General features: G+C 74.0%; 15 protein-coding genes. 7 read left to right on the top strand and 8 right to left on the bottom strand.

Going from position 1 to position 26,823, the window contains the following annotated elements; translation table 11 throughout:
- Positions 1-19: 19 nt before the first annotated feature.
- Complete coding sequence (locus tag MLUT_RS18100) at positions 20-2,749, bottom strand: bifunctional acetate--CoA ligase family protein/GNAT family N-acetyltransferase (protein ID WP_010078542.1); 2,730 nt, start codon at positions 2,747-2,749, stop codon at positions 20-22.
- Positions 2,750-2,797: 48 nt separating this feature from the next.
- Between MLUT_RS18100 and MLUT_RS18105 the strand changes: the two genes are divergently transcribed.
- A complete protein-coding gene (locus tag MLUT_RS18105; RefSeq protein ID WP_010078541.1) occupies positions 2,798-5,404 on the top strand; it encodes a DNA gyrase/topoisomerase IV subunit A in 2,607 nt (868 codons plus the stop codon).
- Positions 5,405-5,413: 9 nt separating this feature from the next.
- Here MLUT_RS18105 and cydC read toward each other — a convergent pair whose 3' ends face one another.
- From cydC to MLUT_RS18120, 3 genes are read right to left on the bottom strand one after another with little or no spacing between them, the layout of a single operon-like run.
- Entirely contained in the window at positions 5,414-8,929 is a 3,516-nt protein-coding gene (cydC, locus tag MLUT_RS18110; RefSeq protein ID WP_010078540.1) for a thiol reductant ABC exporter subunit CydC, read from the bottom strand.
- Positions 8,926-9,948 (bottom strand): cytochrome d ubiquinol oxidase subunit II, encoded by a 1,023-nt coding sequence (gene cydB / locus MLUT_RS18115; RefSeq protein WP_010078539.1) that lies wholly within the window; start codon positions 9,946-9,948, stop codon positions 8,926-8,928. Before cydB ends, cydC begins: the two co-directional genes overlap by 4 nt.
- Before the next feature lie 27 nt (positions 9,949-9,975).
- Positions 9,976-11,550, bottom strand: a complete 1,575-nt coding sequence (locus MLUT_RS18120) for a cytochrome ubiquinol oxidase subunit I (protein WP_010078538.1) — start codon at positions 11,548-11,550, stop codon at positions 9,976-9,978.
- Positions 11,551-11,820: 270 nt separating this feature from the next.
- Between MLUT_RS18120 and MLUT_RS18125 the strand changes: the two genes are divergently transcribed.
- Genes MLUT_RS18125 through MLUT_RS18135 form a run of 3 tightly spaced genes read left to right on the top strand, consistent with a single transcriptional unit; the run spans position 11,821 to position 16,877 of the window.
- Entirely contained in the window at positions 11,821-12,852 is a 1,032-nt protein-coding gene (locus MLUT_RS18125; RefSeq protein WP_010078537.1) for a 3-oxoacyl-ACP synthase III, read from the top strand.
- An 18-nt stretch (positions 12,853-12,870) separates the two neighbouring features.
- Entirely contained in the window at positions 12,871-15,807 is a 2,937-nt protein-coding gene (locus MLUT_RS18130; protein WP_010078536.1) for an alpha/beta fold hydrolase, read from the top strand.
- Positions 15,804-16,877 (top strand): NAD-dependent epimerase/dehydratase family protein, encoded by a 1,074-nt coding sequence (locus MLUT_RS18135; RefSeq protein WP_010078535.1) that lies wholly within the window; start codon positions 15,804-15,806, stop codon positions 16,875-16,877. The genes MLUT_RS18130 and MLUT_RS18135 overlap by 4 nt, the downstream gene beginning before the upstream one ends.
- Before the next feature lie 259 nt (positions 16,878-17,136).
- Here the strand turns inward: MLUT_RS18135 and MLUT_RS18140 are convergent, their stop codons facing one another.
- Positions 17,137-19,242: a DNA gyrase/topoisomerase IV subunit B gene (locus tag MLUT_RS18140; protein ID WP_012750910.1), complete on the bottom strand. Its 2,106-nt coding sequence runs from the start codon at positions 19,240-19,242 to the stop codon at positions 17,137-17,139.
- Positions 19,243-19,494: 252 nt separating this feature from the next.
- Between MLUT_RS18140 and MLUT_RS18145 the strand changes: the two genes are divergently transcribed.
- The gene (locus MLUT_RS18145; protein ID WP_002858172.1) at positions 19,495-19,704 is read left to right on the top strand and encodes a DUF7455 domain-containing protein; all 210 of its coding nucleotides are present in this window, start codon (positions 19,495-19,497) and stop codon (positions 19,702-19,704) included.
- 65 nt (positions 19,705-19,769) lie between these two features.
- On the opposite strand, the gene MLUT_RS18150 is transcribed toward MLUT_RS18145, so the two are convergent.
- The 3 genes from MLUT_RS18150 to MLUT_RS18160 all read right to left on the bottom strand — a co-directional run bounded on the left by MLUT_RS18150 (position 19,770) and on the right by MLUT_RS18160 (position 23,550).
- Positions 19,770-21,338 (bottom strand): RNA polymerase sigma factor, encoded by a 1,569-nt coding sequence (locus MLUT_RS18150; RefSeq protein ID WP_261974679.1) that lies wholly within the window; start codon positions 21,336-21,338, stop codon positions 19,770-19,772.
- Between the two features lie 160 nt (positions 21,339-21,498).
- The gene (locus MLUT_RS18155; protein ID WP_012750911.1) at positions 21,499-22,557 is read right to left on the bottom strand and encodes a DUF4192 domain-containing protein; all 1,059 of its coding nucleotides are present in this window, start codon (positions 22,555-22,557) and stop codon (positions 21,499-21,501) included.
- 36 nt (positions 22,558-22,593) lie between these two features.
- A complete protein-coding gene (locus tag MLUT_RS18160) occupies positions 22,594-23,550 on the bottom strand; it encodes a PAC2 family protein (RefSeq protein WP_010078531.1) in 957 nt (318 codons plus the stop codon).
- A gap of 235 nt (positions 23,551-23,785) precedes the next feature.
- Here MLUT_RS18160 and MLUT_RS18165 point away from each other — a divergent pair, with 235 nt between their 5' ends.
- The gene (locus MLUT_RS18165; RefSeq protein WP_010078530.1) at positions 23,786-25,318 is read left to right on the top strand and encodes a leucyl aminopeptidase; all 1,533 of its coding nucleotides are present in this window, start codon (positions 23,786-23,788) and stop codon (positions 25,316-25,318) included.
- A 115-nt stretch (positions 25,319-25,433) separates the two neighbouring features.
- Positions 25,434-26,813: a dihydrolipoyl dehydrogenase gene (gene lpdA / locus MLUT_RS18170; protein ID WP_010078529.1), complete on the top strand. Its 1,380-nt coding sequence runs from the start codon at positions 25,434-25,436 to the stop codon at positions 26,811-26,813.
- Positions 26,814-26,823 lie beyond the last annotated feature (10 nt).

Here is a 26,823-nt window from a genome sequence, read left to right on the forward strand (position 1 = left end):
GCCCGCTGTGGCAGCCCGGTCAGCGGCCGCGCAGCGCGCGCCGGGCCGAGTCGGTGCGGCGGGCCGCGTTGGCGACGTGCACCTCGGCCTGCAGCACCGTCACGCCTTCGGGGGCGGCCAGCACGGGCGCGAAGCGCAGGCGGGCGACCTGTGGCAGGTCGTCCTTGAGGACGCTGACGCGGCCCACGAGGTCCTCGAGCGCGGCGAGGTCGACGGGGGGCACCCCGCCGGTGCCGCGCAGCTTCACGGCGGCGCGGGGGGCGCGGACCATGCGGGCCACGTCCCGGTCCGTGAGCGGGGGCACGCGGTGCACCCAGTCCCGCAGCAGGTCCGTGGCGTCGCCGGCGATGCCGAAGGAGACCACGGGGCCCAGCAGCGGGTCCTCGAGCGCCGTGAGCATGCAGGCCTGCCCGGCGGGGGCCATGGCCTGGACCTCGAGCTCGCGCACGCCGAACGGCGCGAGCAGACGGCGCATGTGCTCGACGTTGCGGCGCAGGGAGTCGGCGTCCACCACGTTCAGGCGGACGCCGCCCAGGTCGAGTCGGTGCCGCAGGTGGGGGTCCACGGCCTTGAGTGCCACGGGGAATCCGAGCCGCTCGGCGGCCGCCACGGCCTCGTCGGCGGTCTCGAACCGGGCCGAGGGCAGCACGGTGATCCCGTAGTGGCCCAGCAGCGTCTCGGTCTCCTCGTCGGAGAGCCGGACGAGTTCGGTGCCCTTGGCGCGCGCGGCGGCCGCCTCCACGAGCTCCTCGGCCTCGTGCGGGTGCACGCCGGTCGGCTCGAGCGGCTCGCCGACCTCCTGGCGGCGCCAGTGGACGTAGTCCGCGAGAGCGCCGAGCACGGTCATGGCCTGCTGCGGCGACGGGTAGAAGGGCAGGCCGGGCTGCAGGGAGCCGGGCTCGGCGTCGTCGTCGACGGGCCCGGCGGCGCCGAGCGTGGCGCCGCGGTAGCGCGGGGAGACGACGTCGGTCAGGCAGCCGAGCACGGGGATGCGGGCGTCCCGGGTCGCGTCGGCGAGGGCGTGGGCCAGCCGCTCCGGCTCGTCGTCGGCCTGGTGCAGGCCGAGGCGGGCCAGCACCACGACGGCGTCGGCCTGCTCGTAGCGGACGGCGTCCCGGACGGCGGAGACCAGCGTCTCGGCGGGCGGGGCGATGCCCTGCTCGCTGCCGACGAGGCCGACGGTGGCCGTGACCTCGAGCCCGGCCTCGGCCGCGGCGTCGCGGCCCAGCCGCTCCAGGGCGAGCGAGTCGGCCACGAGGACGACGCGGTGGCCCGTGGGCAGCGGCTGGCTGGCCACGGCCATGAGGATGTCGAGCATGGCCTCGTGCGTGTGGGCCTCGAGCACGCCGGTCTGGTCGAGCATCGAGTCCACGGTGCCCTCGGGGGCCTGGGTGGTGCGGGTCTCGTGGCCCGGGGGCAGGAAGCGCCCGGTGACGTCGGAGCGGACCACCACGACGGGCTTGGTGCGGGAGAGCCGTCGGGCGATGCGGGAGAACTTGCGCGGGTTGCCGAACGACTCGAGGTACACGCCGACGGCGGCGGTGTGGGGATCCGCCTCGAAGAACTGCATGGCGTCGTTGCCCGAGACGTCCGCACGGTTGCCGGCGCTGATCGAGGTGGAGATCCCCACCCCGCGGCGCTTGACGCCGGCGGAGACCATGGCGCCGACGGCGCCGGACTGGCTGAACAGGCCGACGGGGCCGCGCTGGGCCAGGCCCGGGGACGGGGAGGCGTTGAGGCGGATCGCGGGGTCGGTGCGGACCAGCCCGGCGGAGGCCGGGCCGATCACGCGCATGCCGTGGGCGCGGGCGAGGGAGACCAGGCGGCGCTGGGCCTCGAGTCCCTCGGCGCCGGCGTCGGCGTAGCCCGAGGTGAGGACGACGAGCCCCTGGGCCCCGGCCGCGGCGGCCTCGGGGATGAGGGCCTCGACCTCGTCGGCGGGCACGGCGACGACGACGAGGTCGACCGGCTCGCCGATGTCGGCCAGGGAGCGGTGGGCGGTGAGGCCCTGGACGTCCTCGGCGGCGCGGTTCACGGCATGGACGGCACCCGTGAAGCCCGCCTCGAGGACGTGGCGCAGCACGAGCGAGCCCACGGCCTGCGGATCGCGGGAGGCGCCGACGACGGCCACCGAGGCGGGCTCGACCAGCTCGGCGACGCTGCGGGACTCGGCCCGGTGCTCGCGGGACTCGACGACGGCGCGCCACCGGGCGGTGGGGTCGATGGGGAACTCGACGGCCACGACGCCGTCCTCGAACCGGCGGGTCACCTCGAAGCCGGACTCCTGGAACACGGAGAGCATCTTGCGGTTCTCGGGCAGGACCTCGGCGGTGAAGCGGCGGATGCCGTTCTCGCGGGCGGCGACGGCCAGGTGCTCCATGAGGATGGAGCCCAGCCCACGGCCCTGCGCTGCGTCGGAGATGTTGAAGGCGACCTCCGCGGCGTCGGAGTCCCCGTAGCGGTCGTAGCGGCCCACGCCGAGCAGGCGGCCGCCGCGGGTGATCACGAACGCCACCCGGTCCCGGTGGTCCACGTGGGTGAACCGGTCCAGGTCCTTGGCGCTCAGCTCGGACTTGTACGTGAAGTAGCGCAGGTAGATGGAGTTCTCGGACTGCCCGGCGTGCATGCGCTGCAGCTCGGCGGCGTCCTCGGGCGAGATGGGCCGCAGGTGGGCCGTGGCGCCGTCACGGAGCACCACATCGGCCTCCCAGTGGGAGGGATATCCGCGGACGGCTTCGGTCTCACCCATAGGATCACCTTAGACAATCCCCGACGCCGTGAGGACTCCCCGACCACCATGATGGCCCGTTCATCCCGTTCCCGCCCCGCCGAGCAGGACGCCCCGCGCCCGCTGCCGCTGGAGCAGGAGAACATCGTCGACGTCGACGTCTCCGAGGAGATGGAGGCGTCCTTCCTCGAGTACGCCTACTCGGTGATCTACTCGCGCGCCCTGCCGGACGCCCGCGACGGCCTCAAGCCGGTGCAGCGGCGCATCCTCTTCATGATGTCCCGCATGGGCCTGCGCCCGGACCGGGGCCACGTGAAGTCCGCCCGCGTGGTGGGCGAGGTGATGGGCAAGCTGCACCCCCACGGCGACGCCGCGATCTACGACGCGATGGTCCGCCTCGCCCAGCCGTTCTCCCTGCGCCTGCCCGTGGTGGACGGGCACGGCAACTTCGGCTCGCTCGACGACGGCCCCGCGGCCCCGCGCTACACGGAGGCCCGCATGGCGCCGGCGGCCCTGGCGCTCACCGCGGACCTCGACGAGGGCACCGTGGACTTCGTCCCCAACTACGACAACCAGTTCCAGCAGCCGGCCGTGCTGCCCGCCGCCTACCCCAACCTGCTCGTCAACGGCACCACCGGCATCGCCGTCGGCATGGCCACGAACATGGCCCCGCACAACCTGCGCGAGGTCGTGGCGGGCGCGCGCCACCTGCTCGCGGACCCCGAGGCGGGCCTCGAGGCGATCATGGCCCACATCCCCGGCCCCGACCTCCCCTCGGGCGGCCGGATCGTGGGGCTCGACGGCGTCCGCGACGCCTACGCGACCGGCCGCGGCACGTTCCGCATGCGGGCCGCCGTCGCCGTGGAGCAGGTCTCCGCGCGTCGCACCGGCCTGGTCGTCACCGAGCTGCCGTACGGCGTGGGCCCCGAGAAGGTCATCGAGCGGATCAAGGCCGGCGTCGACGCGAAGAAGCTCAGCGGCATCGCCGACGTCGTGGACCTGACGGACCGCAAGAACGGGCTGCGCCTGCAGATCGAGCTCAAGTCCGGGTTCAACCCCCAGGCCGTGCTGGCCGCCCTGTACCGGCACACCCCGCTCGAGGAGACGTTCGGGATCAACAACGTCGCGCTCGTCGACGGGCAGCCGCAGACCCTGGGCCTGCTGCCCCTGCTGCGGGTCTACGTGGACCACCGTCTGGACGTGGTGCGGCGCCGCACCGGGCACCGCCTCGGCAAGCACCGCGACCGCCTCCACCTCGTCGAGGGCCTGCTGCTGGCGCTCGTGGACATCGACGAGGTCATCGAGATCATCCGTTCCTCGGACGACACCGCGGCCGCGCGCACCCGCCTCATGGGCGTCTTCGACCTCACCCAGGTGCAGGCCGATCACATCCTGGAGCTGCGGCTGCGCCAGCTGACGAAGTTCTCCCGCATCGAGCTGCAGGCCGAGCGCGATGAGCTGCAGGCCGCGATCGCCGAGCTCGAGGCGATCCTCGCCTCCGACGCGCGGCTGCGCGAGGTGGTCTCGGCCGAGCTGCAGGCCGTGGCCGACGAACACGGCGACGACCGCCGCACGGTCCTGCTCGAGGCCGAGACCGCCGCGGCCCCCGCCGCCGGGCCCGCGCCGTCCGGGCCGACCCCCGCCGGCGCCGCGGAGGCCGGGGTGGACCTGATGGTCCCGGACACGGCGTGCTGGGCCCTGCTCTCCACCTCCGGACGCCTGCTGCGCACCGCGGACCGCACGCCGATCGCCCCGCAGGGCCGGCGCCGCAAACACGACGCCTTCGCCTCCGTGGTCCCGACGACGGCCCGCGGCGAGATCGGGGCCCTCACCTCCGCCGGCGCGCTGCACCGCCTCCAGGCGGTCGACCTGCCGGTGGCCGGCGAGCCGTCCGCGGCCCCCGCGATGACCGCGGCCCTCCCCGCCGCGGAGCTGGTGCCCCTGGCCAAGGGCGAGACGCTCGTGGCCCTGGTCCCCCTGGACACCGTCATGGCACTGGGCACCGCCCACGGGGTCGTCAAGCGCGTCCGGCCGGAATGGCCCCTGAACCGCCAGGTCGTCGACGCCGTCGCCCTGAAGGACGGCGACGCGGTGGTCGGGGCCGCCCCCGCCCCGGACGAGGCCGACCAGCTCGTCTTCCTCACCCGCACGGGCCAGCTGCTGCGCTACGCCGCCTCCGCCGTGCGCCCCCAGGGCCCGGCCGGCGGCGGTGTCGCGGGCATCCGGCTGGCCGCCGGGGACACGGTGCTCGCGTTCGGGGTGGCCCCCGCCGCCTCCCTCACCGAGACCGGTGCGGACGCCGCGGCCCACCCGCGGCCCGCCGTCGTGGTGACCGTGACGGACGGCGAGGCGGACGTGCTCGGCTCGGCCCCGGGCTCCGTCAAGGTCACGCCGCTCGGGGAGTATCCGGCCAAGGGCCGCGGCACCGGCGGCGTGCGCGCCCACCGGCTGCTCAAGGGCGAGAGCGGCCTCGTGCTCGGCTGGATCGGCGCCGCGCCCGCGCTCGCCGCCTCCCGGGCCGGCGTGGCCCGCGCGCTGCCGGTCGAATACGGGCGCCGGGACGGCTCGGGCGTGCCCATGGACCAGCGCATCGAGGCCGTCGGCGCCGGCGCCTCCCCCGACCTCGTCTCGGCCCCGCCCGCCGAGGACGACGCCGTGGCCGTGTCCGCGGACTGATCAGGGGCCTCAGCAGCCGACCCGCACAGGGACGTCCCCGTCCTCAAGCAGCCTGCCGTCATGGGTGACGGCCACGACGATCCTGTCCATCAGGGCCTGGCGCAGATCCGTCATGAGAGCGCGTGCCTCGTCGGCGTCCACGTGTGCGGTCGGCTCGTCCAGCAGCACGACATCGGCGCGGGCCACGAGAGCCCGGGCCACGGCCAGGCGTTGACGCTGCCCGCCTGAGAGCCGCTGCCCGCCTGGGCCGACGCGCGTGTCCAGGCCCTGCGGTGCGGCGGCCAGCCACGGGCCCAGTCCCACCAGCTCGAGCGCGGCGGTGAGCTCTGCGTCGGACGGGGCGTCCGCGACGCCGCGGGCCAGGGCGAGGTTGCCGCGCACCGTGGAGTCGAAGATCAGGGCGTCCTGCGGGGTCCAGGCGACCCGGGCCAGCGCCGTCACGTCCGGGCGGACCGGGTCCGGCTGGGGCGTCGGGGGCACGGTCTCAAGCGTGTACCGGCCGGCGGTCAGGGGCAGGAAGCCCAGCAGCACGGCCAGCAGGGTCGACTTCCCGGACCCGGAGGGCCCGGTGACGACGGCGACGTCCCCGGGGGCCAGGTCGAGCTCCAGGTCGGTCCACAGCGGCGGCGCACCGGGGTGGGCGAAGGCGGCCTCCGCCAGGCGCATGCGGCACACCCGTGCCTCCGGCTCTGCGGCCTCCGCCGGCTCAGGCGGCGCCGCGGCAGCTCCGCCCTCCTCCGGGCCGAGCAGCTCGCCGGTCGCCCGCGCCCGATCCGCCAGGGTGCCCCAGTGCTGGGCGGCGGCGGCCAGCGCCCCATAGGGCTCGGCCCAGGAGAGTGCGAGCAGCACCACCAGGGCCGCGACCGGCGCTGAGGTGCCGGTGTGGGCCGCCGCGGCCGCCGCGGCCACCGCGATCCCCCCGGAGGCCGCGACCGCCAGCGCCCGGCCCCCGCCGGCGGCCCACGCGGCCCGGCGGCGGGGACGCTGCAGCCGGTCGTCCAGCACCGCCAGTCCCCTCAGCGCAGGCTCGGTCAGCCCCAGCCCGCGCAGGTCCCCGGCCGCGTTCAGCACGGCGGCCACACGGTCGACGAGCGCGCCCTGCCCTCGCACCTGGGCCGCGGTCTGGCGGCGGTCCAGGACGGCGACCAGCGAGGGGATCACCACCAGGGCGACCGCCCCGGGCACCAGGGCCACGACCGCCAGCTCCGGGGCCAACGCCCAGGTCAGGGCGGCGGTGGCCAGCCAGGCGAGCAGGGCCGCCGGGGCAGGCACGAGCACCCGGGGCACCGCGTCCCGAAAGGCGTCCACGTCCGAGACCAGCAGGGACAGGGCGCCGTCGGTCCGGCCCACCCGCCCCCACAGCCGGGGTTGACGGCCCAGCGCGTCCCACAGGCGCAGCCGCAGCTCCGTGGCCCAGCCGAACACGGCGTCGTGGGTGGTCAGCCGGTCCAGGTAGCGGAACACGGCCCGGGACAGGCCGAACCCGCGCACGAGCACGATCACGGCCAGCAGGTAGAGCACCGGCGGCCGCGTCGAGGCGGTGACGATCAGCCAGCCGGACAGTGCCGCCAGCAGTGCCGCGGACACGTGGGTCCCGGCGGCCCAGCCGATGCCGGCCCAGAGCTTCGGTTGCCGCCACGGCAGCAGCCGCAGTCCGGCCCGCAGCGAGACCCGTCGCGGGGTGACCGGCTCCGGCCGCGCACGCCCCTGGACGGCGGCGACCGGCACAGCCGTGGCCGGGGATCCGGCGGTCGGACCGGCGCCGGGGGTCAGCCGGACGATGACGTCGGCGGCCCTCAGCAGGGTGGGATCGTGGGAGGCGGCCAGCACGGTGCACTGCGGGGTGCTCAGCCCGGGCACCGCACCGGAGGGCAGGGCCGCGAGGGTCTCGGCGACGACGGCGGCCGCGGCGCCGTCCAGGTGGGCGGTGGGCTCGTCCAGGAGCACGAGCCACGGGCCAGTCCCGTCCGCGGCGTGCAGGCGGGCCAGGAGGCGGGCGACCGCGACCCGCCGGCGCTCCCCCGGGCTCAGATCGGCCGGGTCCCGCTCCTGGAGACCCTCGAGCGCCACGGCGGCCAGCACGGCGGAGCGAACGGGACCGGGCAGCGCACCCCCGGCGGCCAGGTCCAGTTCGCCGGCGACCGTGCGCTCGGTCAGCACGGGGTGCTGCCCGATCCAGAGGGTGCGTTCCGGGTCGACGCCGGCGACCCGGCCGGTGGCCTCGGCGGCGTCCTGGCGCAGCAGGCCGGCCAGCAGACGCAGGACGGTGGACTTGCCGGTGCCGGAGGGTCCGGCCAGCGCGGTCAGGCGCCCCGGGAGCGCGGTGAGGTCGAGGCCCTCGAGCACCTGCCGTCCGGCCAGCCGGACGCTCAGGTCCTGCACCAGGACGCTGCCGTCCCGGTCCGGCCCGGAGGCCGGCCCGAGCGTCTCGAGCACGGGGGCCGGGACGGGGGCGTCGGCCGCGGCCCGGGCGCGGTACTCGGCCTCCCGGCCGTCCTCGGAGGCGTGGAAGGCCGCGCCGACCTCCCGCAGCGGCAGGTAGACCTCGGCGGCGAGGATGAGGACCACCAGGCCGTCGAGAAGCGCCATCTGCCCGTTCACCAGGCGCAGTCCGATGAACACCGCCATGACAGCCACGGACAGGGAGGCGATCAGCTCGAGGGCGAGACCCGAGAGGAATGCGGTGCGCAGCGTGACCATCGTGGCCGCGTGGTGCCGCTGGGAGACCTCCTGCAGAGCGCGGCGCTGGACGCCGGCCCGGTGGAGTCCGACGAGCACCGGCAGGCCGCGGGCGAGCTCCAGCAGGTGCCCGGCCAGCCGGTCGAGCCCGTCCTGGGCGGCATCGATGCGCTCCTGGGTGTGGCGGCCCACCAGGATCATGAACAGGGGAACCAGGGGCAGGGTGATGGCGGCCACCACGGCGGAGACGAGGTCGTGGGTGAGGATCCACACGCCCAGGGCCGCCGGGACCACGGCGGTGGCGGCCAGCGCGGGCAGGGCTTCGGTGTAGTGGTCGTCCAGGCTCTTGAGGCCGTGGGTGACCAGGACGGCATCGGCGCCGGAACGGGGGCGTCCGCCGTCGGCGGCGGCCAGCCGTTGGGCGACGACGGCGGCCCGCACCTGCTGCTGGGCCCCCAGCGCGGCGCGGCGGCCCACCACGCGCTGCCCCGCCTCCGCCAGGGCACGCAGGGCCACCCCGGCCGCCCCGAGCAGCACGGGGCCGCTCAGGGTCTGCGCGGCGGGCACAGGGCCCACGGGGGCCGGCGGGTGGAACAGCAGGTCCAGCAGCCGGGCGGAGTCCTCGGGGTCCAGGGTCATCGCCAGGCCGGTGATCAGCCGGGCCAGGGATTCGGCGAGCAGGATCCAGCCGAGCGCGCGCAGTACGGCGAGGGCCAGCAGGGCCGGCAGGGCCCGACGTGCGGCCGGGGTCATCGGGGGCCGGGCCCGACGGATCGGGCCCGGAGGCGGCCCGGCCGCCGAGGCGGAGCGCTCGACGGCCGGGGCGGCGGGGCGGCTGGGGCTCACAGAGGCTCCACCAGGTGGGCCTCCGGGATGTGGGTGTCGGCCAGACGGCGGCGGAACATCCAGTAGGACCACCCCGTGTAGGCCAGCACGATGGGCACGAAGATCAGGGAGATCACGGCCATCAGGCCCAGGGTGTACGGGCCGGAGGAGGCCAGCTGAGCGGTGAGGCTGAACTGCGGGTCCACCGTGGAGGGCAGCACGACCGGGTACTGGGTGACCATGATCGCCGTCCACGCCAGCACCAGAACCAGCGTCAGGGACGTGAAGGCCAGGCCCTCGCGGCCGGCCCGGGCGGCCACCACCGACGCGGCCACCGCCACGACGGCCAGCACCAGCAGCGCCCAGGTCCACGGGCGGTCGCCGCGGGCCACCACGAGCCCTGCCCAGACCAGCAGCGGCAGCACGGCCAGCGGGGTCCACGTGGACAGGAAGCGGGCGGCCGACCGGCGGGGGGCGCCGTCGGTCTTCAGGCCGATGAACGCCCACGCCTGCGCCAGGGAGAAGCCGACCACGGCCAGACCACCGAGCAGCGCCGGGCCGGTCACCCACACGAAGGGGCCGCCCACCCGGTCCCCGTTGGCGTCCAGCGGCAGGCCGGTCGTCGTCAGCACGAGCAGCACGCCGGCCATGAAGGCCGCCAGGAACGAGCCGATGCCCAGGGTCCAGGTCCAGATCTCCCGGCCGGCGTCGGTGGCGGCCTTGCCGCGGTACTCGATGGACACCGCCCGCAGGATCAGACCGAACAGCATCACGAGCATCGGCAGGTACAGGGTGGAGAACACCGCCGCGTACCAGAACGGGAAGGCCGCGAACATGGCTCCGACGGCGGTGATCAGCCACACCTCGTTGCCCTCCCAGACGGGGCCGATGATGTTCAGCAGCACCCGGCGCCGTGGCTCGTCCCGTGCCCAGAAGCGCACGAGCATGCCGACCCCGAGGTCGAAGCCATCGAGGGCCAGGTAGCCGAGCCAGAGCACGGCGATGATGACGTACCAGTAGACGGGAAGGACCTCAGCCATGGTCGTGCTGTCCTCTCTGCGAGCGGGTCAGTAGGCGAACGCGAGCACGTCGTCGCGGTCGCGCTTCTGTTCATCGGAGTGCTCGGCGGCGGTGAGCTCCGGCATGGCGGCCGGGACGCCGCCGCGGACGAACCGGGTCAGCAGGAAGACCTCGACGCCCAGCAGCACCGCGTAGATCCCGACCAGGACGATCAGGGACACGAGGACCTCTTCACCCGTGACCCCGGGCGAGACGGCCGCGGCGGTGAACATGTACACCTGATCCACGCCCATCGCCGGGTTCGGGTACACCACGAACGGCTGCCGGCCCATCTCGGTGAACACCCAGCCGGTCATGTTCGCCGCGAACGGCGCCCCGATCGAGGCCACGGCCAGGCGCATCCAGCCACGGGAGGCCGGGACGGTGCCGCGGCGGGAGAACCACAGCGCGCCCAGTGCCGCGAGCGCGCCGAGTCCGCCGAAGAGGATCATGAGCCGGAATCCCCAGTAGGTGACCTCCATCAGCGGCATATAGGAGATCTTGCTGCCGGCGCGGTCGCCGTAGAGCTCGGAGTCGGGCAGGTGCGTGCCGTACTTCTGCTCGAACTCCGGCAGCAGGGTGTTGATGCCGCGCACCGGCGTGGTGAAGTCCTCGTACGCGAGGTAGGAGAGCAGGCCCGGCACCTCGATCACACCGTGGACGTCCTCGCAGGTGGTCGCTCCACCCGAGCGCACATCGCCGAGGGTGAGCACGGAGAACGCGGTGCCGTCCTGGCAGGCGGCCTCCGCGGAGGCCATCTTGGTGGGCTGGAAGTGGATCATCTGCTGGGCCTGGGCGTGGCCGGAGAATGCGGTGCCGACGAAGCCGATCAGGGCGACGGCCGCCCCGGCGCGCAGCGAGGTGAGCCAGACGCGGTGGTCGGTGCGGTCCCGGGCGGCGGTGCCGGCGTCGCCGACGACGACCCGGCCCGCCTCATCCACGACGTCGATGCCGTCCCGGCGGCGCTTCCACAGGTGGTACCAGGCGATCCCCACGAGGAAGCCGCCGGCCACGGCCCAGGAACCGAAGATGGTGTGCGGGTAGTGGGTGAGGACGATCGGGTTGGTCAGCACGGCGCCGAGGTCGTTGAGCACCGGGCGGCCGTCGACGACCTCATAGCCCACCGGGTGCTGCATGAAGCCGTTGGCCACCATGATGAAGTAGGCCGAGAGGTTGATCCCCAGCACCGCGCACCACAGGGCGGCCAGGTGGAGTCTGCGCGGGATCCGGTCCCAGCCGAAGATCCAGATGCCCAGGAACACCGATTCCAGGAAGAACGCGATGAGCGCCTCGAGGGCCAGCGGCGCCCCGAAGACGTCCCCGACGAACCGGGAGTACTCCGACCAGGCCATGCCGAACTGGAACTCCTGCACCAGCCCGGTGGCCACGCCCATGATGAAGTTGATCAGGAACAACTTTCCCCAGAACTTCGTCATCCGCAGGTAGTGATCCTTGCCCGTGGCGACCCAGAGGGTCTGCAGGACGGCGACGACGAGGCCGAGGCCGATGGTCAGCGGGACCATGAGGAAGTGGTAGACGGTGGTGATGCCGAACTGCCACCGTGCGAGTTCGAGGGGATCCACGAGGCTGCGCTCCTGAGACAGGCGTTCGAACGCGACAACGCGGTCGCTGGATACCACCACCCTAGCAGTCGGACGTCGTGACATCGCCGGACGGCGCCGGGCCGACAACGCCCTGACCGTGTCCGCGAACTGGCCCGGCCGAGGCGACCCTGTTCGCCTCGGGCCGATCGACGCCCCCGATGGGCGCCCCGCCCGGCCCCTCCGATACAGTGGGCTGTCGTCTCACCGCAGGTGAGCGCCCCCTCCCCCGACCCCCGCAGATTGGTCCTGGTGACGAACGTGTCCGGCAACGCCAGCTACGAGTACTCCCGCGCCGCCCTCCTGGCGGTCACCGAGGTGGAGGCCCCCGTCGAAGTCACCTCGCAGGACCTCGACGACCAGCTGGCGGACGTGCTCACCCGACTGCGCCTGCCCGGCTCCCTCCTGGAACGGGTGGCCGGTGTGCGCAGCCGTCGGAACTGGGACGAGACCGAGGACTTCCAGGAGGCCGCCGCCCGCGCCGGCGTCGCGGCCCTGGAGCAGGCCGGCGTCCCCCGGGAGCGGGTGGGGCTGCTCGTGAACACCTCGGTCACCCGGGCCACGCTCGAGCCCTCCGTGGCCGTGCGGATCCACCACCTCATGGGGCTGCCGACCTCCGCGACCAACTTCGACATCACGAACGCGTGCCTCGGGTTCGTCAACGGCCTCATGCTCGCCTCCACGCTCGTGGACGCCGGCCAGATCGACTACGCGGTCGTGGTCGCCGCCGAGGACGCCTCGAAGGTGCAGGCCGCCACCGTGGCCAACCTGCACGCCGAGACCACGCACCGCGGCAACTTCATGGAGCAGTTCGCGTCCCTGACGCTGGGCTCCGGGGCCGCCGCCGCCGTCGTCGGCCGCATCGAGGACCACCCGGACGCCCACCGGATCGTCCGCGGGATCACCCGCGCCGGCACCGACCACCACGGCCTGTGCGTGGGCGACCACCACGGCATGTACACCGACTCCACCGCCCTGATCAAGGACGGTCTCGAGCTCGTGATGGACGCGTGGCACGACGTCCCGGCGGAGTGGGCGTGGCCGGAGGCGGACCGATTCATCACCCACCAGGTCTCGCAGATGCACACCGACGCGATCGCGGAGTCCGCCCACCTGGACCCGGCGCGCATCCCGACGACGTTCCCCACGCTGGGCAACGTCGGCCCGGCGTCGCTGCCCATCACCCTCGTGCGGGAGATGGACACCCTGGAGGACGGGGACACGGTGGTCTGCCTGGGCGTGGGCTCGGGCCTGAACACCGCGATGCTCGAGATCGAATGGTGAGCTGAAGGAGCCAGAGCCATGCCCCAGATCCCCGCCGCCCCCGCCGCCCTGCCGCCGGCCGACCGACTGCCCGGCTGGGACCCGGCGTGGTCCCGCCTCGTGGAGATCCGCTCCGCCGCGGACCCGGAGGGGACCGTGCGGACGCTGCACGTGGCGGACACCGGTCCCGTGCTCGCGGCGGCCGGGGCGGAGATCGTCGGCACGATCGTCGCGGTGCACGGCAACCCGACGTGGTCCTGGCTGTGGCGGTCCCTGCTCGCCGAGACGGTGCGCCGGGCACGCCGGGGCATGGCGGCGTGGCGCGTCGTGGCGCCGGACCAGCTGGACATGGGCTTCTCCGAGCGCCTCGCGCACGCGGGCTCGCCGTCCGCCGCGTCGATGGGCCGCGCGGGCGACACCTACCGCACGCTGGGCGGCCGCATCGCCGACCTGGACGCGCTGCTGACGGCCCTCGGGCTGCGCGACCTGGCGGCCACCGGCCACCCGCTGATCACGCTCGGCCACGACTGGGGCGGCGTCGTGTCCCTCGGCTGGGCGGCGCGTCATCCGGAGCTGGTGGCCGGCGTCGCGACCCTGAACACCGCGGTCCACCAGCCCGAGGGGGCGCCGATCCCCGCCCCGCTGCAGGCCGCCCTCGCCGGGCCCGTCCTGCCGGCCTCCACCGTCACCACGGACGCCTTCCTCTCCGTGACGACCTCCCTCGCCACCCCGGCCCTCGACCGCGAGACCCGAGCCGCCTACCACCTGCCCTACGACACGGCGGCCCGACGCGGCGGCGTCGGCGGCTTCGTCGCGGACATCCCGGCCGACCCCGGCCACGGCAGCCATCCCGAACTGCAGCGGGTGGGCGAGGACCTCGCCGCCCTGGGCCGCACCGATGTGCCCGCCCTGATCCTGTGGGGCGCCGACGACCCGGTCTTCCTGGACCGCTACCTCGACGACCTCCGCGACCGCCTGCCCCACGCGCGCGTGCACCGCTACGAGAGGGCGGGGCACCTGCTCGTGGACGACCGCGACATCACCGCGCCCCTGCTGCAGTGGGCCCAGCTGCTGCGCGGCGGCCAGCTCTCCGACCCCGCCTCGGGGCTGCCGGGCCCCGTCCCGCACGCCACCGCCGACGCCGCCGCCGACCCGGGCCTGGAGGTGGACCTCGGGGAGGATCCCGGAGCCCGCGAGCCCGGCGTGGTCCGGCTCTGGGACCACCTGCGCGACTGGGGCGCCCCCGGCTCGGACCACCGCGAGTACACGGCGCTGGTGGACATGGCCGGCGCCCAGGCCGGCCGCTCGCTCGTGGGCACCGCCCGCCGACCCGTGGCCGTCACCTGGGGCGAGCTGCAGGAGATGGTCTCCGCCATCGCCACCGGGCTGTGGGCCGCGGGCATGCGGCCGGGCGACCGGGTCGCCATGCTCGTGCCGCCGGGCCGCGACCTGTCGGCGGCCCTGTACGCCGTGCTGCGCGTGGGCGCCGTCGCCGTGGTGGCGGACCAGGGCCTCGGCGTCAAGGGCATGACCCGGGCGATGAAGTCGGCCCGCCCCCGCTGGATCATCGGCCGCACCCCCGGGCTGACGCTGGCCCGCGCCCAGTCCTGGCCGGGCACCCGGATCTCCGTGACCGAGCCGGGCGCCGCCCAGCGCCGCCTGCTCGACGTCTCCGACTCGCTCTACGCGATGGTCGACCGCCACCGCGACCCGGCCGCGGGCGACGCCGTCGACGAGCACGGCACCGTGCTGCCCGAGCCCGCCCTGGACGCGGACGCCGCGGTGCTGTTCACGTCCGGCTCCACGGGCCCGGCCAAGGGCGTCGTGTACACGCACGAGCGGCTGGGCCGCCTCGTGGCGCTGATCTCCCGCACCCTGGGCATCCGCCCGGGCGGGTCCCTGCTGGCCGGCTTCGCCCCGTTCGCGCTGCTCGGACCCGCCCTCGGCGCCGCGTCCGTCTCCCCGGACATGGACGTCACCCAGCCGGCCACCCTCACCGCGCAGAAGCTGGCCGACGCCGCGATCGCCGGGCAGTCGAGCGTGCTGTTCGCCTCCCCCGCCGCCCTGGCGAACGTGGTCGCGACCGCCGACGGGCTCGACGCTCCCCAGCGCGAGGCGCTCGACGCCGTGCGGCTCGTGCTCTCGGCCGGCGCCCCCGTGCACCCGCAGCTGATGCGTCAGGTCTCGGACCTGATGCCGAACGCCCGGGTCCACACGCCGTGGGGCATGACCGAGGGTCTGCTGCTCACGGACATCGACGGCGACGAGGTGCAGCGCCTGCGCACCGCCGACGACGCGGGCGTCTGCGTGGGCTCCGCGCTGCCCACGGTGTCCCTGGCCATCGCGCCGCTCCTCGAGGACGGCAGCGCCGAGGACGTCATCCTCGACCCCGCGCGGGGCCACGGCGTGCTCGGTGAGATCGTGGTCAGCGCCCCCCACCTGAAGGACCGCTACGACGCGCTCTGGCACACCGACCAGCAGAGCAAGCGCGACGGGCTGTGGCGGCGCGACGGCCGGGTGTGGCACCGCACCGCCGACGTCGGCCACTTCGACGCCGAGGGCCGCGTCTGGCTCGAGGGTCGGCTCCAGCACGTGATCACCACGCCCGAGGGCCCGGTCGGTCCGGGCGGGCCCGAGAAGACCGTCGACGCCCTCGGGCCGGTGCGGCGCAGCGCCGTCGTCGGCGTCGGGCCCCGGGGCACGCAGGCCGTGGTCGTCGTCGTGGAGGCGGCCGTGCCGGCCACGCGCCCGGCGCGGCGCCCGGGTCACCACCGCGACGGCCGCCCCAAGCAGGGTCTCGCCCCGACCGCGCTGGCCTCCGCCGTGCGCGCGGCCCTCGAGCCGCTGCCGGTGGCCGCGGTGCTCGTGGCCGATGAGATCCCCACGGACATCCGGCACAACTCCAAGATCGACCGCGCCCGGGTGGCCGACTGGGCGGAGGCCGTGCTCGCCGGCGGGAAGGTGGGTGCGCTGTGAGCGGCTTCGGCTACGACGTCGGCCTCGACGCCGCCGGGATGCCCGACCTTGTCGAGCGCCTCGCGTCGCGCCGCGTCCTGGTGACCGGCGCCTCGGGGCTGCTGGGTGCGGGCGTCGCCCGGGTGCTCGCCGATGCCGGCAACGACGTGACCACCCTGCAGCGGCGTCCCTCGGGCGTGCCCGGTGCGCGGGACGTGCGCGGGTCCGTGACCGACCCGGCCGCCGTCGAGGAGGCCCTGACCGGCGCGGACACCGTGGTGCACGTGGCCGCGAAGGTGTCCGTGTCCGGCCCCGAGCACGAGTACGAGGCCGTGAACGTGGAGGGCACGCGCATCCTGTTGCACGCCGCACAGCGCCACGGCGTGCGACGCTTCGTCCACGTCTCCTCCCCCTCCGTGGCGCACGCCGGCGACTCCATCGTCGGCGAGGGCGCCGGAGCCGCCAGCCCCGAGCACGCGCGCGGACCCTACGCGCGCACGAAGGCGGCCGGCGAGCGACTGGCCCTGGCCGCCGACCGCGACGACTTCCGCGTCCTGGTGCTGCGCCCCCACCTGATGTGGGGGCCCGGGGACCTGCAGCTCACCGACCGGATCGTGCAGCGCGCGCGGGCCGGGCGAATGCCCGTGCTCGGCACGGGCGCTCCCCTGGTCGACACGCTGTACACGGCCAACGCCGTCGAGGCCGTGGTGGCGGCTGTGTCCGCGGCCGACGTGCACCACGGCGAGGCCCTCGTGGTCACCAACGGCGAGCCGCGACCGGTCGGCGAGCTGATCCGCCAGATCGCGCTGGCGGGCGGCGCCGCGGAGCCCGAACGCCGCGTCCCGGCGGGCCTGGCCCGGCGCGCCGGTGCCCTGATCGAGCGGGCGTGGGAGCGGGATCTGTTCGGGCTGCGGTCCCGGGGCGTGGGCTCCGACGACGGCGAGCCGCCGCTGACCGAGTTCCTCGCCGAGCAGCTCTCGACCGCCCACTGGTTCGACCAGCGTCGCACCCGTGAGGTCCTCTCGTGGACGCCGACCGTGAGCATCGACGAGGGCCTGCACCGCGTCGCGGCGTACTACCGCGACCGCTGACGCCCGCCGCGGCCGGAACGAGCGCCCGTCCCGAGCTTTCGTTCGGGAAACGGCGCGGGTCACGCCGCTTTCGTTCGGGAAACGGCGCGGGTCACGCCGCTTTCGTTCGGGAAACGGCGCGGGTCACGCCGCTTTCGTTCGGGAAACGGCGGCGGCCGCAGCGTCGTGCCGGAGGCGTGCGGCGCCGTCGCCTCAGTGCCCGCCGTTTCCCGAACGACGACGTTCCTGGGGCCGCCGTTTCCCGAACGAAAGCGGGGGGTCAGGCGTCGATGCGCTCCAGGTCCAGCTCATCGGCGTGGGAGATGATGAAGTCCTTGCGCGGGGCGACCGCGGAGCCCATGAGCAGGTCGAAGACCCGCTCGGCGGCCTCCACCTCGGCGATGTTCACGCGGCGGAGCATGCGGTGGCGCGGGTCCATCGTGGTCTCGGCCAGCTGGTCGGCGTCCATCTCGCCCAGGCCCTTGTAGCGCTGGATCGGCTCGCGGTACGAGCGGCCCTCCTGCTCCAGGCGGGCGAGCGTCGCGTGCAGCTCCTGCTCGGAGTACGTGTAGATGACCTCGCGTTCCTTGACGCCGCGGGTCACCGCCTCGATCCGGTGCAGCGGCGGGACGGCCGCGTACACGCGCCCGGCCTCGACCATGGGCCGCATGTAGCGGAAGAAGAGCGTCAGCAGGAGGGTGCGGATGTGGGCACCGTCCACGTCCGCGTCCGTCATCAGCACGACCTTGCCGTAGCGGGCCGCATCCAGGTCGAAGCTGCGCCCCGCACCACCTCCGACGACCTGGATCAGCGCCGCGCACTCGGCATTGGCCAGGATGTCCGAGACGGAGGCCTTCTGCACGTTCAGGATCTTGCCCCGGATCGGCAGCAGGGCCTGGAAGTCGGAGGACCGGGCCAGCTTGGCGGTGCCGAGCGCCGAGTCGCCCTCGACGATGAACAGCTCGGAGGAGGCGACGTCGTTGCTGCGGCAGTCCGCCAGCTTGGCCGGCATCGTCGAGGTCTCCAGGGCGTTCTTGCGCCGCTGGTTCTCCTTGTGGGTGCGCGCGGAGATGCGCGACTTCATCTCGGCGACGACCTTCTCCAGCAGCGTGTGCACCTGCTGCTTCTGGGCGCGGGCCGTGGAGGTGAGGCGGGCGGTCAGCTGCTTCTCCACCACTTGGGAGACGATCCGCCGCACCGCGGAGGTGCCGAGGATCTCCTTGGTCTGCCCCTCGAACTGCGGCTCGGCGAGCCGCACCGTCAGGACGGCGGTCATGCCGGCCAGCACGTCGTCCTTCTCCACCTTGTCCGACCCGGCCTTGAGCCGGCGCGCGTTGGCCTCCACCTGGGCCCGGAACACCTTCAGCAGTGCCGCCTCGAACCCGGACTGATGGGTGCCGCCCTTGGGCGTGGCGATGATGTTCACGAAGGACCGGAACACGGTGTCGTAGCCGACGTCCCAGCGCAGGGCGACGTCCACCTCGCACGTGCGCTGCACATCCTGCATGGAGGTGCGCCCGTCCTCGCCGAGCACCGGGACCCGCTCCTTGAAGGTGCCGGAGCCCTGGATCCGCCACACGTCCGTCACCGGGGTGGCGGGCGTGAGGTGCTCCACGAACTCGGAGATGCCGCCGTCGTACTGGAAGACCTCCTCGACCGGGCCGTCGGCGCCGGGCGTGCCGGGTCGGCGGCGCAGGTCCTTGACTGTGATCCGCAGGCCCGGGATCAGGTAGGCGGTCTGGCGCGCCCGCGCCTGGAGCTCCTCGGCGGAGAACGTCGCGTCCTTCACGAAGATCTGCTCGTCCGCCCAGTAGCGCACGCGCGTGCCGGTCTGCCCGCGCTTGGCCTTCCCGACGACGTCCAGCGGCGAGGCGTCCGTGGACGGCTCGAACGGGGCGTCCGGCGACGGGCGCGACCCGTCCTGGAAGCGGCCCGGCTCGCCGCGCCGGAACGACATCTGGTGGACCTTGCCGCCGCGCAGCACCTGCACGTCCAGGCGCGAGGACAGGGCGTTGACCACCGACGCGCCCACGCCGTGCAGGCCGCCCGAGGCGGCGTAGGAACCGCCGCCGAACTTGCCGCCGGCGTGGAGCTTGGTGAACACCACCTCGACGCCGGACAGACCGGTGCGCGGCTCCACGTCCACGGGGATGCCGCGCCCGTTGTCCTCGACCTCGACGGAGCCGTCCGGATGCAGGGTGATCTCAATGGACTGCCCGAAGCCGGCCAGGGCCTCGTCCACCGAATTGTCGATGATCTCCCAGAGGCAGTGCATGAGGCCGCGGGAATCGGTGGAGCCGATGTACATGCCCGGCCGCTTGCGGACGGCCTCGAGCCCCTCCAGCACGGAGAGGTGGCGGGCGTTGTACTCGGTGTTCGCGGGCACGGGGGCGGGCCTTTCGGTGGACGACGGCGACCGGTCCAGCCTACTCCGCGGGCCGGACACGCCAGGATCCGAGCCGGACGTTCCGGGCCGCCCGGCCCGGGCGCTCGCGTACGCGGGTGGCGAAACGCGGGTGCGAGGCGGGCGCGCGGGGAAGTTCCCTGCCATCCTTGCTGTTCCATGGGACAAGAGGAGGACCGGCCCGCCCCACCGGCGTCGTCGCCCTCCAGCCCCGAGAGACCCGAGGAGGACACCATGTCCATCACCGCCGTGGCCGAGCCGGCCGCCCTCACCCGTTCCGACCGCTGCGACCGCTGCGGCGCGCAGGCCTACGTCCGCGCCGTGCTGCACTCGGGCGGTGCCCTCCAGTTCTGCGCCCACCACGCTCGCGCCGTCGAGGACGCGCTGCGTCCCCAGGCCGCGCTGTGGCAGGACGAGACGGACCGCCTCACCGCCGGCGCCTGACGCGCCCGGCATGACGAAGGGCCGGACCCCCGCGGGGGTCCGGCCCTTCGTCATGCCGCTCCAACTCAGTCCAGGTAGTCCCGGAGCACCTGCGAGCGGGAGGGGTGACGCAGCTTGGACATGGTCTTCGACTCGATCTGGCGGATCCGCTCACGCGTCACGCCGTAGACCTTGCCGATCTCATCCAGCGTCTTGGGCTGGCCGTCGGTCAGGCCGAAGCGCATTGCGACGACGCCGGCCTCGCGCTCGGAAAGGGTGTCCAGCACCGAGTGCAGCTGCTCCTGGAGCAGCGTGAAGGAGACGGCATCCGCGGGCACCACGGCCTCGGAGTCCTCGATCAGGTCGCCGAACTCGGAATCGCCGTCCTCGCCGAGCGGGGTGTGCAGGGAGATGGGCTCGCGGCCGTACTTCTGCACCTCCACGACCTTCTCCGGGGTCATGTCCAGCTCCTTGGCCAGCTCCTCCGGGGTGGGCTCGCGGCCGAGGTCCTGGAGCATCTGCCGCTGCACGCGGGCCAGCTTGTTGATGACCTCCACCATGTGCACCGGGATGCGGATGGTGCGGGCCTGGTCCGCCATGGCGCGGGTGATGGCCTGACGGATCCACCACGTGGCATACGTGGAGAACTTGAAGCCCTTGGTGTAGTCGAACTTCTCGACGGCGCGGATCAGGCCGAGGTTGCCCTCCTGGATGAGGTCCAGGAACAGCATGCCGCGACCGGTGTAGCGCTTGGCCAGGGAGACCACCAGACGCAGGTTGGCCTCGAGCAGGTGGTTCTTGGCCTTGCGCCCGTCCGCGATGATCAGCTGGATGTCCCGGCGCTCGCGGTAGTCGTCGGAGGCCTCGTGCTGCACGACGTGCTCGGCGTAGAGGCCGGCCTCGATGCGCATGGCCAGGTCCACCTCCTGCTCGGCGTTGAGCAGGGCGACCTTGCCGATCTGCTTCAGGTAGTCCTTCACCGGGTCCGCCGTGGCGCCCGCCACGACCACCTGCTGCACCGGGGCGTCGTCCTCGGAGTCGTCCATGACGAACGCGCCCTTGGACTGGGCCACCTTCTGGCCTGTGGCGGCCGTCGTGCCGGTCACGGCCTCCGCGTCCATCGCCGGGCGCTCCGGAGCGTCCGAGCCGTCCGCGTCCTCATCATCAGAGTCTTCGGTGGCGGTCTCGTCCGCCACCACGTCCTCCTCGACGGCGTCCGCGGCCTCGGTGCGCTCGCGCGCCTGGACGAGCTCCTCGTCGTCCTCGGCCTGCTCGGCGGAGGCGGCGGACGCGGTGGCCTTCTTGCCCCCGGTCGTGGCGGTCTTCTTCGCGGCGGTGGTCTTGGCCGTGGCGGTGGTCTTGGCCGTGGCGGTGGTCTTGGCCGCGGTGGGCTTCCGGGTCGCCTTCTTCTTGGCCGTCGGCGTGGCAGCGGTCTTGGTCGCCGCCGACTTCGTCGCGGTCGTCCGCGTCGTGGCGCCCTTGGTCGTGGCGCTCTTCGTGGCTGCCGACTTCTTGGCTGCCGTGGAGCGGGTGCGCGTGGTCGTGGCCTCGGAGGCAGTGGTCTCCTTGCCGTCCTGCACACCGCTGGTCGTCGAAGTGGTCACTCGAGGCCTTTCCGTCTCGTCCGCGGCCACCCGCGGATCCTTGCAGTCCATAGACACGTGACCCTGTCAAGTCGCGGCCTCGGACGACCGACGTCGTCCGGGCCCGCCGACTGCAGGGTCCGTGAGTGCCAACGACGGCTGAGACCGATCTATTCCGAACCCGGGAAACGGGCTGCGGTCGGCCGTGCCGTCGTGAAGCCGCATCATTCTCTCATGGGCGGCCACCGTCGGGCCGCCACGCGGTGGCCGGGTCGGTCGCCCAGCCTGCGACGCACCCCGCGGCCACGATGCGTCGCAGGACGGAGACGAACGGGTCGCCGGGACTCAGCGCCGCCGCCGCGGTCAGGTGGGCGTCCGCGTCGGAGCCGTGGCCGCGGGCCCAGCCGACCCACCCGGCCAGCGCCAGGGCCTGAGCCGCCACGGCCGGCGTCGCGACGGGCACGAGCGCGCGCAGCCCCGCCCGCAGTGCGTCCAGCCGGTCCCAGGCCGGCGCCCGGCGCGAGGCCGCGGTGAGGATCCGTTCCTCGTCCCCCGGATCCCCCGTGGCCGCGCCGGACGGCGCGGCGGCATGGAGCAGCAGGCCGTCGCGCCAGGCCGGACGCGTCAGCGGCGAGCCCAGCACGGCGGGTGCGGGCGCACCGCGGCCACGCGCCGTGCCGGTCAGCACCGGCTCCCACTGCGCCAGCCACGCGCGGCGTGCCGGGGGCGCGTCCTGCTCGGGCGGCCGCCACCGCGCGTCGTCGGGCCGGGCCGCGGCGGGACCACGACGCGGGACCGGGTCGGACACCGCCGCGCGGTCCCAGACCGAACCGCGGGTCATCAGGTGCAGGGACAGCGGCGCGGCTCGGGGGTCGAGGGTGCCCTCCTCGGCGATGCTGCTCCCCCACCAGGGGCGCGCCCGTCCGTGCGCGCACGTCCAGGCCGCGGCCAGGGGGCGACCCGCGGACGCCAGGGCGTCGTCGAGCGCTGCGGCCCAGCCGGGACGGGTCAGCGTGGCTCGGGCGCCGTCCGGCAACGCGAGGCAGAGCGTCGCGTCCGCTGCCGCGTCCCGCCGGCACACCTCGGCCACGGCGCAGGCCCAAGCGTCGACGTCGACCTCCTCGGGAGGCAGATCGACCCGCACCACGGCGCGCAGGCGCCCGTCGTGCAGGGTGAGGAGGACGAGGCTGTCCTCGGGCAACCGCCCGAGGGCGTGGCCGACGTAGGCGAGCAGGTCCTCCGGGCCGCGGGCCGGCAGGACGGGGGCGTCGAGCGAGGTGGGGGCTTCCATGCCGCCACCCTCGCCGACCGGGCCCCCGCGGTGGAATCAGTCCCCGTCGTCGGTGGACGGACGGCCGGGTCCGTCCTCCTGTGCAGGAGCGGACCCGCCGCCGGCGTCCCGCGCGGCGAGGTACGCCTCGACGGCGGAGGCGAGTTCGTCGCCGTCGGGCAGGCCCTGCTCGGTCTCCAGCAGCGATCGCTCCTGGTCCTCGGCGTTCTGGTCGTAGTTGCCCTCCAGACCGGCGATCATCTGCTGGATCTCTCCGGACCCGGAGACCTGACGCTCCAGCTCGGCCTCGATGTCCCGCGAGGCGTCTCGCAGGTCGTCCGAGGGCAGCATGAGCCCCATGGCGGCCCCCGCGTACTCGAGCGCGGCCACGGCCGCCTGGGGGAAGGACGCCTCGGCCACGTAGTGCGGCACATGGACGGTGTAGCCCGCCGTCGGCAGGTCCGCCTCCTCGGCGCGCAGCTCGAGCATCTGCAGCAGCCCTGCGACGATGTCCGCCTCCGGGCTCCACGTGGACAGCCCCTCCACGGCGTCGGCGCGGGACCCGTGGGTCGTGACCCCGAGCCGTCGCGTGTGCGGCACCGGCAGCGGGGCCGCATCGAGGAACGTGAGCGAGTCCACCTCCCACTCCTGCGCCAGGCCGAGCACGGCCTCCGTCACCGCCTGCCACCGGAAGTCCGGCTCGGGGCCGGACAGCAGCAGGAAGGGGTGGCCGAGCAGGTCCTCGACCAGCTGCACTTCGAGCGCCGGCAGACGCAGATCGCGGTAGCGGTCCCGGTCGAACCGGAGCCGGGGACGCCGGGCGCGGTAGTCGAACATCGAGTCGACGTCGAAGGAGACGACGGTCCGATGGGTCAGGTGCTCGTGCAGCGCGGCCCGCACCTGGCGGGCGACGCGGCCCGCGTCCATGTGCCCGGTCAGGGTCACGAGCATGCCCAGGCCGGGGGGCACGGGCGCCCCCTCATGACGGGTGTACAGCGGCGCGGCGTCCTGCACGTCTCGTTCCCCTTCCGGTGGTTCGTCTGCGGGAGAGCCGTCCCCGCCGCCGGGATGGCGGCGGACGCGGATCCCTCCCTGTCCTCTGGCGTCAGTCAACCACGGCACGGCCCCCTCCTATTCCGCGCCTGCGCCCCCTGGACGGGCGCGCGAGCCCTCTGGCTAGGATGACGCGGGACGGCCCGGCCCACCCCGCCGGGCGCATCCCCCCCACCCCCGGAAGAGAGGCCCGTCCGTGATCACCCTGGACCGCCCGACCCTGACCGCCCGCGCCCTGGAGGACCTGACCGCCTCCGCCCTCGTGGTGGGGGTGGGCACCGGCCCGGACGGCCCCGTGCTCCTGACGGACGCGCTGCCTGCCGAGGCGGCCACCGCCCTCGAGGCCTCGTTCGAGCTGCTGGGCGTGCGGGGCGCCGAGGACGAGGTCCACCGCCTCCCGGGCCTGGGCGGCGTGCCGGTGCCGCTGCTGGTCCTGGCCGGCGTCGGCGGTCTGGACGACGACGGCGAGGCCTCGGACGAGTCCCTGCGCCGCGCCGCCGGGGCTGCCGTGCGCTCCCTGGCCGGCACCGACGCCGTGGCCCTGGCCCTGCCGGCCGACACCCCGGCGCGGCTGGCCGCCGTCGCCGAGGGCGCCGTCCTGGGTGCGTACGCCTTCACCGCCCAGAAGTCCGAGTGCGCCCGCGCCGAGGCGGACTCGTCCCGTCCCGTCCGCGAGCTCGAGGTCGTCACCCCGCTCGCCGCCGCGGACGCCGACCCCGTGCTGCGCCGGGCCGCCGTCGTGGGCGACGCGGTCTGCGCCGTGCGCGACCTGGTGAACACCGCCCCCTCGCACCTCTACCCGGCCACGTTCGCGGACGCCGTCGCCGAGGACCTCGCGGACTCGCCCGTGAGCGTGGACGTGTGGGACGAGGACCGCCTGCGCGCCGAGGGCTTCGGCGGCATCCTCGCGATCGGCCAGGGCTCCTCCCGCCCGCCGCGGCTCGTGCGCATCGAGCACGCGCCGGCCGACGCCGCCGCGCACATCGCGCTGGTGGGCAAGGGCATCACCTTCGACACGGGCGGCATCTCGCTGAAGCCCGCCGCCTCGATGATGACGATGAAGTCGGACATGGCCGGCGCCGCCACCGTCTTCGCCGTGGTGCGCGCCGCCGCGGCCCTGGACGTCCCCGTGAAGGTGACCGGCTGGCTGGCGCTGGCCGAGAACATGCCCTCGGGCACCGCCATCCGCCCGTCCGACGTCATCACGATGTACGGCGGCAAGACCGTGGAGGTCATGAACACGGACGCCGAGGGCCGCGTCGTCATGGCCGACGCCCTCGTGGCGGCCACCAACGAGCACCCCGACGCAGTGCTCGACGTGGCCACCCTCACCGGCGCCCAGCTGGTCGCCCTCGGTGTGCGCCACACCGGCGTCATGGGTGACGACGCGCTGCGCGACGAGGCCGTCGCCGCGGCCGACGCCGCCGGGGAGCTCGCGTGGGGCATGCCCCTGCCGGAGCAGCTGCGCGCCTCGCTCACTTCGCGCGTCGCGGACATCTCCAACATGGGCGACCGCTTCGGCGGCATGATGACCGCCGCCACTTTCCTGCGCGAATTCGTCGACGCCGGACGGCCGCAGGACGACGACGCCGCACGGACCCCCTGGGCCCACCTCGACATCGCCGGCCCCTCCTTCAACGAGTCGGCCGCGTACGGCTACACCCCGCAGGATGCCACCGGCGTGATGGTGCGGACCCTGGTGGGTCTCATCGAGGGGCGTGCCCGGTAAGGTTGGTCCCGATGTCCACCGCGTCCCCGGCCGCGCGGCCCGCCGCCGGCGGCCGGGGATGACGGTGACGCACCACCACCACGATCCACCGATCCCAGCACCAAGGAGCAACACCGTGGCCGACAAGGCAACCGCTCAGGAATTCGACGTCCTCGTCCTCGGCGGTGGCTCCGCCGGGTACGCCGCAGCCCTGCGTTCCGTGCAGTACGGCAAGTCCGTCGCCCTCGTGGAGAAGTCCAAGGTCGGCGGCACCTGCCTGCACTGGGGCTGCATCCCCACGAAGGCCTACCTGCACGCCGCCGAGGTGGCCGACGAGACCCGCAACGCCGCCAAGTTCGGTGTCAACGCGACCCTCGAGTCCGTGGACATGGCGAAGGTGCGCGACTACAAGGACGGCATCGTCGCCGGCAAGCACAAGGGTCTGGCCGGCCTGCTGAAGATGCGCAAGGTCCAGGTCATCGAGGGCGAGGGCAAGCTCGTCTCGAAGAACGAGGTCGAGGTCGACGGCACCCGTTACACGGCGGAGAACATCGTGCTGGCCTCCGGCTCCGTGGCCAAGACCATGGGCCTGCCCATCTCCAAGAAGATCATGACCTCCACGGAGGCCCTCGAGCTGGACTACACCCCGAAGTCGGCCATCGTGCTCGGCGGCGGTGTCATCGGCTCCGAGTTCGCGTCCCTGTGGAACTCCTTCGGCGTCGACGTCACCATCATCGAGGGCCTGAAGACCCTGGTCCCCAACGAGGACCCTGCGATCATCAAGGTCCTCGAGCGCGAGTTCAAGAAGAAGGGCATCAAGACCAACCTGGGCACGTTCTTCGACAAGGTCGAGGAGACGGACTCGGGCGTCAAGGTGACCCTCGCGGACGGCAAGGTGTTCGAGGCCGAGGTCTGCCTCGTCGCCGTCGGCCGCGGCCCGAACACCGAGGGCCTCGGCTACGAGGAGCAGGGCGTCAAGATGGACCGCGGCTTCGTCCTCACCGACGAGCGCCTGCACACCGGCGTCGGCAACATCTACGCCGTCGGCGACATCGTCCCCGGTCTGCAGCTGGCGCACCGCGGCTTCCAGCAGGGCATCTTCGTGGCCGAGGAGATCGCCGGCAACAAGCCGATGGTGGTCGAGGACATCAACATCCCGAAGGTCACCTTCACCGAGCCGGAGATCATGTCCGTGGGCTACACCCAGCCCAAGGCGGAGGAGAAGTTCGGCAAGGACAACGTCGAGGTCGCCGAGTACAACCTGGCCGGCAACGGCAAGTCCTCGATCCTCGGCACCGGCGGCATCATCAAGATGATCCGCCAGAAGAACGGCCCGATCGTGGGCGTGCACGGCATCGGCAAGCGCATCGGCGAGCAGATCGGCGAGGCGCAGCTCATCGTGAACTGGGAGGCGTACCCCGAGGACGTCGCCCAGTTCCTGCACGCGCACCCCACGCAGAACGAGGCCCTGGGCGAGGCCGCCATGGCCCTGTTCGGCCACCCGCTGCACAGCTGACCCACCGCAC

The sequence above is a fragment of the Micrococcus luteus NCTC 2665 genome, assembly GCF_000023205.1.
Taxonomy (GTDB): domain Bacteria; phylum Actinomycetota; class Actinomycetes; order Actinomycetales; family Micrococcaceae; genus Micrococcus; species Micrococcus luteus.